General features: G+C 67.3%; 10 protein-coding genes. 4 read left to right on the top strand and 6 right to left on the bottom strand.

The genetic code is table 11. The features are described from left to right. On the bottom strand, positions 1-916 hold a 916-nt coding region (locus QN345_RS11095), incomplete at its 3' end, for a M20/M25/M40 family metallo-hydrolase (protein WP_323508655.1). Between the two features lie 256 nt (positions 917-1,172). Between QN345_RS11095 and QN345_RS11090 the strand changes: the two genes are divergently transcribed. Genes QN345_RS11090 through QN345_RS11075 form a run of 4 tightly spaced genes read left to right on the top strand, consistent with a single transcriptional unit; the run spans position 1,173 to position 4,760 of the window. Further along, positions 1,173-2,012, top strand: a complete 840-nt coding sequence (locus tag QN345_RS11090; protein WP_322140950.1) for a GNAT family N-acetyltransferase — start codon at positions 1,173-1,175, stop codon at positions 2,010-2,012. Continuing rightward, a complete protein-coding gene (locus tag QN345_RS11085; RefSeq protein ID WP_322140951.1) occupies positions 2,009-2,650 on the top strand; it encodes a MurR/RpiR family transcriptional regulator in 642 nt (213 codons plus the stop codon). The genes QN345_RS11090 and QN345_RS11085 overlap by 4 nt, the downstream gene beginning before the upstream one ends. Positions 2,651-2,694: 44 nt before the next feature. Continuing rightward, on the top strand, positions 2,695-3,816 hold the full coding sequence (gene menC, locus QN345_RS11080) for an o-succinylbenzoate synthase (protein ID WP_322140952.1): 1,122 nt from the start codon (positions 2,695-2,697) through the stop codon (positions 3,814-3,816). After that, complete coding sequence (locus QN345_RS11075; protein ID WP_322135244.1) at positions 3,813-4,760, top strand: aminodeoxychorismate lyase; 948 nt, start codon at positions 3,813-3,815, stop codon at positions 4,758-4,760. Before menC ends, QN345_RS11075 begins: the two co-directional genes overlap by 4 nt. A gap of 39 nt (positions 4,761-4,799) precedes the next feature. On the opposite strand, the gene QN345_RS11070 is transcribed toward QN345_RS11075, so the two are convergent. The 5 genes from QN345_RS11070 to QN345_RS11050 all read right to left on the bottom strand — a co-directional run. Then, entirely contained in the window at positions 4,800-5,429 is a 630-nt protein-coding gene (locus QN345_RS11070; protein WP_322135243.1) for a hypothetical protein, read from the bottom strand. 91 nt (positions 5,430-5,520) lie between these two features. Beyond that, a complete protein-coding gene (locus QN345_RS11065; RefSeq protein ID WP_322140953.1) occupies positions 5,521-7,647 on the bottom strand; it encodes an EAL domain-containing protein in 2,127 nt (708 codons plus the stop codon). 103 nt (positions 7,648-7,750) lie between these two features. Next, positions 7,751-8,767 (bottom strand): LacI family DNA-binding transcriptional regulator, encoded by a 1,017-nt coding sequence (locus tag QN345_RS11060; RefSeq protein WP_322135241.1) that lies wholly within the window; start codon positions 8,765-8,767, stop codon positions 7,751-7,753. Positions 8,768-8,786: 19 nt separating this feature from the next. After that, on the bottom strand, positions 8,787-9,617 hold the full coding sequence (locus tag QN345_RS11055; protein WP_322137272.1) for a carbohydrate ABC transporter permease: 831 nt from the start codon (positions 9,615-9,617) through the stop codon (positions 8,787-8,789). Positions 9,618-9,680: 63 nt separating this feature from the next. After that, positions 9,681-10,268: sugar ABC transporter permease (locus QN345_RS11050; RefSeq protein WP_323508654.1), on the bottom strand; the 588-nt coding region annotated here is incomplete at its 5' end.

Below are 10,268 nucleotides of genomic sequence, written 5' to 3'. Positions count from 1 at the left end.
CGTCGCAGCCCGAGATGACGGCGGCCAGGGCCTGGTCGGCGGCGCGTGGCTGCCAGGCCGGGCGGTAGGACAGCCGGGTGACGGCCACCTGCGCACGCGGGCGGACGGGAGTCAGCGCCTCGATCTCGTCGAGGACTTCGCCTTCGATGTCCGGATCGGAGAAGCGGAAGCCGAGGACGGCCACGGCGTCGTCCGCGACGACGTTGGCCAGGCCGGGGGCTGTGATGGAACCGAGGTTGTAGAGCACCTTGGCGGCCGGGTGTTCTTCGGCGCGGATCGTGGCCCTGGCCGCGATGTCGCGCACCCGCAGCAACTGGTCGATGATCTCCTCCGTCGCGGAGACTCCCTTCTCGGGGTCGAGGGCGGCGTGGGCGGGAACACCGGAGACGGCGAGAGCGAGGCGGGTGCTGCCGAGACGCCCGACCTTGAGGTCGCCGTCGGGGTGCGGCGACTCGAAGCCGATCGCCGCAGAACAGCCGTCGGCCGTGGCCAGGAGCAGCGCGCCAGAGGTCGGGGAGCCGATTTCCTCGTCTGCCGTGACGATGATCCGCACCGGCACGTGGTCCACGGCACCGGCATCGCCCAGGGCGCGGAGCAGCTCGAGGGCCTCTTCCATGACCACCAGGCCGGATTTCATGTCGTAGGCCCCTGGGCCGGTGATGCGGATTCCATCGCTCGTCCACGGCACGTCGCCGGCGAGGGTGCCGACCGGCCACACCGTGTCGGAGTGCCCGATCAGGAGAACGGGAGCGGCGCCGACGCCACTGCCCCTCCCGGGGAAGTCAGCGACCACGTGGGGGCCTCCCGGAGTCGGGTGCAGCACCACCGTGCCGCCGAGTCCGGAATAGCGGGCGGCGAGTGCATCCGCGAACGCCGTGATGGCCGCGCCCGCCCCGGTCGGCGTTTCGCGCAGCACGTAGTGCTCGAGGGTCGCCAGCGCACGAGCCCGCGCGGAGGCGTCCGGAATGACGGGTCCAGTGGATGTGATGACGGCATCTCCTCAGGCGGTGGCAGGCTCGGAACAGGTAGAAGATATGTTACCTATCCTTCGACCAGTTCGCGGATTTGCTTGAGAGTTACGAAACGAATACCACACATAAGTTGTTTATGATTGTCAGATTGGTTCTGGAACATCGTGTTCCGACAAGACGAGGACAGGGAAACGACACAACATGGGTGACCTGAAACTCACGGTGGAATCCACCCGGTCACGCGCCGAGTTCAGCCACGCCAGCGAGCTGTATACCCGGGTGTTCGGCTATACCGCGGCCGATCACAGCCTGAACCCGAAGCTGCTCTCGGCAATCGTGGGCAACGGCGGTGCGGCCGTTGCCGCGCGGGACGGCGCCGGCGAGCTCGTCGGTTTCGCCTACGGCTTCGTGGGTTTCGAATCCGGGGCGCCCTACCTGTACTCGCAGGCCGCGTTCATCGACCCCGCCTGGCAGGGCAAGGGAGTGGGCCGCCTGCTGAAGCAGGAACAGGCCATCATCGCGAGAGCAGAGGGACTCACCTCGATGCGCTGGGCGTTCGACCCGACCCTTGCCCGCAATGCCCACTTCAACCTCGACGTGCTCGGCGCCTGCGGAGTGCGCTTCACCGCGAACTACTACGACGAGCCGTTCTCCGACCGCCTGATCGTCGACTGGGCGCTCTCGGGCGCCACCGGTACCGAGTCGGCCACGCCGCCCCGCGCCGCGGCGTCGATCCCCCCGGGCTTCCCCGTCGTGGACCCCACAGCACTGGGAACGACGCTACCCCGGCACTGGGGTCGGCCGGTGGGCGACGGCGACGTCATCCACGTGCCGATCCCGTCCGACAATCCCGCGAAGACGCTCGCCCCCGTCATCGTCCAGGCATTGAGAGCCGCCGTGGCCGAAACCTTCACCGAGCTGTTCGAGCGCGGCTACGTCGCCGAATCCTGCGTCCGGGTTGACGGCACGAGCGCCGCATACGTCTTCGTCGCGGCCAGCTCCCAGGAGGCCGCGCCGCGCATCCGCCAGGCAGCCCGTTGACAGAGGCGAACGAGGCCCTCACAAGCCCGGAGGACCGGTACGCCGCACGACTGCAGAAGCGGTCGTCGTCGTCGGTCTTGCGCGCGCGCATCGTGGAGAGCGAAAAGAAGAACCTTGCCGAGACCTTCGCCCACCTCGGGGAAGACGATGCCCTCGTTCGCGCGCCGGCCCGGATCGTGGCCGCCCGCAGGCGGTATGTGCTCGGCGCGGGCAAGTCATTCGCATACGCGACCCTGTTCGCCTGGGACCTCTCGGCAGGACTCTCTCAGGTGCTCCTTATCGACGAAGCCGCCGTCCGCTCGATCGACGTCCTCAGCGACGTCCGCCCGACCGATGTGCTCGTCGTGTTCTCGTTCCGCCGGTACCAGCGGCAGAGCGTGCTCGTCGCCGAACGGTTCGCCGAGGCCGGCGGAACCGTGATCGCCGTCACGGACTCCCCCGATGCTCCGGTCGCAGCCTTCGCCACCGAAACCGTGACCGTGCCGACCAGCAGCGCCTCGTACGCCGACTCCCCCACGGCGGTCGCCGCCGTCATCCACCTGGTGAGTACCTTGAGTATTGCCAGTGCCAAAGGAGCCCGGCGCAGGTTCGCCGAGCGGGAGCAGCTGAACCAGATCCTGAACAGTTACGTGGAGTGAACGATGGACGAGCGCAGCACCGAACGCAGCACCGAAGGAGCACGATGAAGGTAGTGGGCGTTTCCCTGTTCGTCACCCGGTTGCCGCTGGTGCACGGTTTCGAGACCAGTTCTCACCGCAAGAGCCACCTCGACCACATCGTGGTGCGCCTCACCGACGAATCCGGCGCGGTCGGCTGGGGCGAGATCGCCTCGGCGAGCGACCCCTTCTACTCCTCGGAGACCGTGGACACGGCGCTCCTCGTCGCGAAGAAATACATCGTCCCCGCGATCATCGGGCACGAGTGGGAGACGCCGGCCGAGCTGGCGACGACGTGGGCACGCATCCGCGGCCACGAGTTCGCCAAGGCCGGCTTCGACATGGCCGCGTGGAGCCTGTACTCCGGCGCGCGCGACGAACCGCTGTCTGCGGCACTGGGCGGCACCCGCGCCGAGGTCGCCGCGGGCGTCTCCCTCGGCATCGAATCCTCCATCGACGCCCTGCTCACCGAGGTCAGCCGCCATGTCGACGCCGGCTACCGCCGGGTGAAACTCAAGATCAAGCCGGGCTGGGACATCGGTCCCGTTCGGGCGGTACGCGCCGCCTTCCCGAAGCAGGACGTCCATGTCGACGCGAACGGGATCTACGCGGATACCGACGAAACCACGGCCCTGATGCGCGGTCTCGACGAATTCGGCCTCAGCATGATCGAACAGCCGTACGCACCCCGCAATTTCGTCGCCCATGCCAGGCTCCAGGCCACCCTGGAGACCCCGATCTGCCTCGACGAGGGGGTCGTGGACCTCGACGACATCGGCACGATGATCGCCCTCGGCGCCGGCCGGATCCTGAACATCAAGGTGTCACGGATGGGCGGTCTCACGGTTGCCCGCGCCGCACACGATCTCGCGAGGGATGCGGGCATCCCGGTGTGGTGCGGCGGGATGCACGAGTTCGGCATCGGGCGCGCGGCCAACGTCGCCCTGTCGTCGCTGCCCAACTTCAGCTACCCGTCCGATGTGTCGGCGTCGGAGAAGTATTACGCAAAGGACATCATCGACCCCCCGGTCACCGCACTCGACGGCATGGTGACCGTTCCCACCGGGCCGGGTCTCGGCTACGCGGTGCTGCCCGACTGGATTTCCGAGAACACGATCAGCCACGATCACTATGGAGTAGAACGATGAGCACAGCAGACACGAATCCCGTTGCGACGAACGCGGACGCCTCGCCCACAGACGGTGCGGACGCCCGCGTGCTGTTCATGCTGGACGACCCGACCCAGACCGGAACGGATGCCTCCGCGCTCGCGGCCTCGGTCCGTCGGGCCGACCCGGCAGACCCGCAGATCTCGGTGCTCGACCTCGCGGTGACCCGCGGCGACGGCATCTTCGAAACGCTCGACGCCATCGACGGTTTCGGCCAGGCCCTCGAGCCGCACCTGGCCCGTCTGTCCAATTCGGCCAGGTTGCTCGACCTGCCGGCTCCGTGCCTCGACCTCTACCGCGAGGGCATCCGCCAGGGAATCGCAGCGTCGACCCACCCACGCCTGTCGGTCAAGCTCGTGCTCACCCGCGGCATCGAGGGCGCCGGCCGGTGCACGGGCTGGGTCTTCGTCGACCCGGAACCCGACTTCACCGAAGCGCGCACCCACGGCCTGAAGGTGGTCACCCTGGACCGCGGTTACCGCCACGATGTCGCCCAGACGTCCCCGTGGTTGCTGCAGGGAGCGAAGACCCTCTCCTACGCGGTGAACAAGTCGGTCTACCGTGAGGCGGAGCGCCGGGGAGCCGACGACGTGATCTTCATCAGCAGCGACGGGTTCGTCCTGGAAGGGCCGACATCGACAGCCGTGCTGCAGTTCGGCAGGCACCTCGTCACGCCGTCGACCGACCAGGGCATCCTGGCCGGCACGGCACAGGCCGCCTTCTTCGCGTACGCGGAGGCGAACGGGCTGACCACCGAGTACCGCACCGTCACTCCCGACGAGCTGCAGGCCGCAGACTCTGTCTGGCTCGCCTCGAGCGTGCGGCAGATCGTGCCGATCGTCGAGATCGACGGGGTCGCCCGCGGCTTCGACGCCGAGCTCCACACCGCAGCGCTGGACTACCTGGTCACTCGCCGCAGCTGAGTCCGTGCTGTACGACCCCAGGCCTCGCGGCCCCGTGCGTCACGGGGCCGTGGGGATCGCGAGAGCCGCCACGATGTCCTCCGCCCGCGCCCAGTACGCCGCGTAGTGCTCGGGGTCGGCGTTGACCTGGACCGCGTGGGCAAGCAGTGTCGGCTCCATCTCCTTCCAGCCGGCGACCTTCGTCAGCTTGGTGAAGAAATTCTGCGCAGAGACGTAGGGGTCCATCCGGTCGGCCAGTGTTCCCCAGGCGCCGTTGTCGCGCTGCTGGAACAGCCCGCGGCTGTCGGCACCTGCCGCGTCGCCGTGGTCGAGCACCCGCAAACCCGACTCGCCCAGGGCCGTCATCACGCCGACGGTCTGGGTGTGCGTCCCGATCCCGAGATCCCGCCCGGCATTCATGATGTGCGCGGCATTGACCAGGCGGTCCTGGCAATAGCCGGCAACAGGCCCGGCGGGCACGGTGATCGCGCCGACGACGACGGGGTCGGCCGTCGGACACGTGACCACGGTGCCGGGCACGGCGCCGAATCCCAGGCCCACGAGGTTCCAGCCGGTGAAGCCGAGAACGGCGCAGAGTGCCACGGCCATACCGATGATCGCGATCCGGCGCGTTCGTCTGCCGTCCTGCCTCTCCAGCTGGGGCACGACGACTCCCTTCGCGAGCATCATTCGACGGTCCGTCGACGAGGTACTGGTGTCGACGAGGTACCGGTGTCGACGAGGTACCCAGTGGGGTACCTCACGACGTTAGCCAGTGAATCTATGCGCCAGCCCTGAGCCCGCCCGTCTGGCCCATATGTCCCGTCTGTGCAGTCTGTGCAGTCTGTGCAGTCTGTGCAGTCTGTGCAGTCTGGCCCACCTGGCCCGTGCTCTGGTCGACCAGCCAGTCGAGCAGGAGGCCGCTGGCTCGATCGTGACCACCGTCCACGCCATGTTGGAGGTCATGCCAGAGCTGCGGTGCGCTGCCGACGATGCCGCGGTCGGCGATGAATCCCGTCAGGGGGCAGGCATCGATGACGAAGGGATGCGGGGATCCCCAGCGTGTGAATTGCCAGTGATACGCGAGCGCGCCGAGCTCGGTGTGCAGTCGGCCGGCCCGGTCAGGACGATGGAATCCCTCGGGAAGCCCGAAACCTGCCGCCCAGGACGGCACGTCCGCGGCCGGCATCGGGCGTGCGAAGTAGTAGCCCTGGCCGAGCGAGGCGCCGAGCACGGATGCCGCCTCGGCGAGGCCGGCGTTCTCGATTCCCTCCAGAACGACGGCCGCGCCCATATCCCGACCCATCTGGGACAGGGTCGCGATGAGGCTGAGCGTCTCGACCGGTTTCGTGGCGACGCCGGCGAGCAGCCCGCGGTCGATCTTGATCGAGTCGAACGGCAACTGGGCAAGCCGTTTCAGGCTGCTGTGGCCGGAGCCGAGGTCGTCGAGGGCGAGCCCGACGCCGAGGCCGGTGAGCTCCTCGAGAACGGAGCGCGAGGCGGCCGCATCCAGCTCCTGCGTCTCGAGCAGTTCGAGGCTGAGCCTGTTCGGGGTCAGCCCGTGCCGGCGCAGTGCATTCGCGACCCATCGGGTGCACCGGGGGTGCCGCAGGGTCGACGGGGCAAGGTTCACCGAGACGTCGAGGGCCAGTCCGTCCTGCTCCCACCGGGCGACCCAGCCGAGGGCCTCGTTGAGTCCGATCCGGAAGAGCTCGTCGAGGTCGTTGCTACTGAGCTGATGCACAAAGCTGTCCGGCGGGACGACGGTGCCGTCGGCGAGAGTCAGCCGGGCGAGGGCCTCGACGCGACGGAGGGTCCCGTCGAACAGCCCGATGATCGGTTGCATGTGCATCGACAGTCCCCCGGCGAACAGGCGTTCCCGATGCGCGCGGGATCGCTCCCCTCGGCGGAAATCGCTCGCGGCCATCGTCGTGTCCCACTCGACAATCGGTCCTGTGGGAGCGAGTCGCCACCACGAGTCCGGACGTGACAGATCCGACCCCGGCTCGGGGAGCGCCTGGCTCGCCAGCCGGAGAACGTGAGGCCCGGAACTCCGCGCGGGAAAAGGCGTGATCCCCATGGTCATCCCGAGCATCACGGACTCGCCATCGACCGGGAACGGGGTCTCGACGGCTTCGTGCAGGCGCTCGAGCCGGGCGGCCAGCTCAGGCGATGCGTCGTCACAGAGGCCCTCGAGGACGACGACGAATTGGTCGCCGCTGAAGCTCGCGAGGTAATCGCCACCGCGGAGCCGGCCCTTCAGTCGTCGGGCGAATTCCGCGAGCACGTCATCGGCTCCGGAGAATCCGAACGAATGCCGGACCTGCCCGACATGCTCGAGGGCGATCAGCCCGAGCCCGGCACGGTCGGGGCGGCCTGTGGGTGCGGCATCCGTTGATCGCCGTTGCAGGTACGACTCGAAGCCGAACCGGTTCGGAAGTCCGGTCACGGCTTCGTGGCCGGCCTGGAAGTCCAGCTGCTCCTGCAGGGCGATCCTCGTGTTGATATCGCGCTGCACGCTGACGAAGTGCGTGATCACGCCGGCGGGGTCCCGGAGCGGCACGATGCTCAGTCCGTTCCAGAACGGCGAGCCGTCCTTGCGATAGTTGAGAATGTCGCCCTCGAAGCCTTCCCCAGCCTCGAGTGCCTGCCGGATCGACCCCCGGACGGCGGCACTGGACCCCGATCCCTGCAGAAGCCGACAGTTGGTCCCGAGGATCTCGTCCTCGCTGTACCCGGTGATCGCCGTGAACGCGGCGCTGACGTGCAGGATATTCTGCGCCGCGTCGGTGATCAGGGAGACAGTGGACGTCGCGGCGAACGCCCGCGCGAGCAGCTCAGCGCCGGCGCCGGGCACCGCGTTGTTCCCGACCGGTTCGGATCGGTTCGGAAAGATCGGACTGACCATGCGATTCATACATCCCCCGAGCGCAAGCGCCGCCAGACCCCGGAAACGGACGGACGCGATCTCACTCTAGACCGGGAGGAGCGCCGCGGATGCCGCATCGGTATTACGCCGATCCCCGCACAATCAGATCGGTGGGCACGACGATCGCGGCGGTCCGCTCCCCCTTGATCACTTCGAGAAGGAGCCGCACCATTTCTTCGCTGATCCGGTCGAATGGCTGGTGCATCGTGGTCAGTGGTGGCACGGCCGTGAGAGCGACGGGCGCGTCGTCGAATCCGGCGACGGCGACATCCTCCGGAACCCTCCGGCCGAGACTTACCAGGGCGTCGATGGCGCCGGCCGCCATCATGTCGTTCGCCACGAAGACTGCGTCCAGGTCCGGGCGCCGGTCCAGCAGCTCGGTCATTGCCTCAGCACCGCTCGCGCGACTGTAGTCTCCATGCGCGACCAGCGTCTCGTCGAAGTCATCGCCGAGCTCGTCGACGTAGGCCTGATACCGTTTCATTCCGCCGGACGTGTCTCCGGGACCGGTGATCGTCGCCAACCGGGCGCGTCCGGTCCCACGCAGATATTTCACCATCTCCCGGGCCCCGTCGTAATCATCGGCGGCAACGTAACCCAGCTTGCGTTCGAACCCGAGCGGCACCCCACAGGCGATCGCCGGGATGCCCGCGGCCACGATGTCCGAGATCAGCCCGTGCCTGCTGCTGTGCGAGGAAACCAGGAGGACACCGTCGACGTGACCTGCCGTGACGAACTCGGTCGCCCGACGCTGCTCGTCCTCACTTCCGGCCATCAGCAGCACCAGGGAGATGTCGTGCCGGGAGAGAGCCTTGGAGGCGCCACGCATCAGCACGGCGAAGTTCGGGTCTTCGAACAGGCGTTCCTGGTCCTCCGTGAGGAGGAACGCGACCGAGTTGGCCCGGCTCGTGGCGAGGCTCCTGGCGTGCGGGTTGACCCGGTATCCGGTCTTCTTGATGGCCGCATTCACGCTCTGCAGGGAATCCGGGCTCACCCAGTGACCGCCGTTGAGCACCCTCGAGACGGTGCCTCGAGAGACGCCGGCTTCCGCGGCGACATCATCGATCGTGGGGCGGCGTTTGGCGGTGGGCGGGGTCACGGACAAAGCCTACCCGCGCCTACTTGACGGCCCCGGCGGCCAGGTCGACCTTCCAGTAGCGCTGCAGTACGAGGAACAGGATCACCAGCGGGATGATCGACAGCAGCGCACCGCTGATCACGAGCGTGTACATCGCCGGGGCGGTCGCACCCTGGTTGAGCAGGCCGCTCAATCCGACCGTGACCGGGTACAGTGCGTCGTTGCCGAGCATGATGTACGGCAGCATGAAGTTGTTCCACACCGCCACGAACTGGAACAAGAAGATTGTCACGAGGCCAGGGGCCATCATCGGCAACGCGATCCGGTTGAAGATGCGCAGTTCGCCTGCGCCTTCGGTGCGTGCGGCTTCGATGACGTCGGTCGGCACAGAGGCGGCAGCATAGATCCGCGCCAGGTAGATGCCGTACGGACTGATGATCTGGGGCAGCAGCACGGACCAGAAGGTGTTCGTCATCCCCACGGAGGCGAACAGGAAGTATTGCGGGATCGCCAGGATGACGCCCGGAACGAGCACGCCCATCAGCAGGACGGAGAAGACCGCCTTCTTGCCCGGGAACTCGAACTTCGCGAGGACGTAACCGGAGATGGCGGAGATCCAGGTGGAGGCGAGTGCCCCGATCCCGGCGTAGAGCGCCGTGTTGAGCACCCAGCGCCAGTACAGTCCGCCCCGGTACTGGGTCAGTTCGACGATGTTGTCCCACAGGTGGGTGCTCGGCATCAGCGTGAACGTGGAGAACAGCTCAGAACTGTTCTTGCTCGCGGCCATGACAACCCAGAACACCGGAAAGAGGCAATAGATGGCGCCGACGAGCAGGATGCCGGTCGAGACGAAACTCGGCTTAACCCGGATCGAGTCGGCTGATCCGCGGACCCTGCGGGGCCTGGTTCGGGGAATGCTGAAGGTGGTCACGGTCTAGTCCTCCTGGCCGAACGCGCGTTTCTGCACGACTCGCAGGAACAGGAATGAGAAAGCAAAGGTGACGACAGCGATGATGATCGAGGTCGCGGCCGCAGAGTAGATGTCGTCGCGGGTGAAGGCGTCACGGTAGACGAGCATGAGTGGCGACCAGCTCGTCGAGAGGCTGTTGGTGAGCGGGCGCAGTGTCGTCGGTTCGGCGAACACCTGCAGCGTGGCGACCATGGAGAAGAGGGCGGTCATCACGATGGAGGGAGCGATGATGGGGATCTTGATCCGCCAGGCCACCTGCACCTCCGTGCAGCCATCGAGCTTCGCCGCCTCGTAGATGTCCGTCGGCACGGCCTTCAGCGAGGTGTACATCACGATCATGTTGAAACCGACCCCGCCCCAGAGCGCAATGTTCGCGATCGCGAAGAGCACCGTTGATGAGTCCAGCACTCCGGGCACGTCCCAGCCCAGGCGTTCGAAGACCCAGTAGAACGGGCTCACCGCCGGAAGGTAGAGGAAGCCCCAGAGGAGCGAGCTGATCACGGCGGGCACGGCGAAGGGCAGGAAGATGGCGGTCCGGGAGAATCCCGCGGC

This window comes from Cryobacterium sp. 10I1 (assembly GCF_035019805.1).
In the GTDB taxonomy this organism is placed as follows: Bacteria; Actinomycetota; Actinomycetes; order Actinomycetales; family Microbacteriaceae; genus Cryobacterium; species Cryobacterium glucosi.
This window is presented reverse-complemented; position numbering and strand designations above follow the sequence as displayed.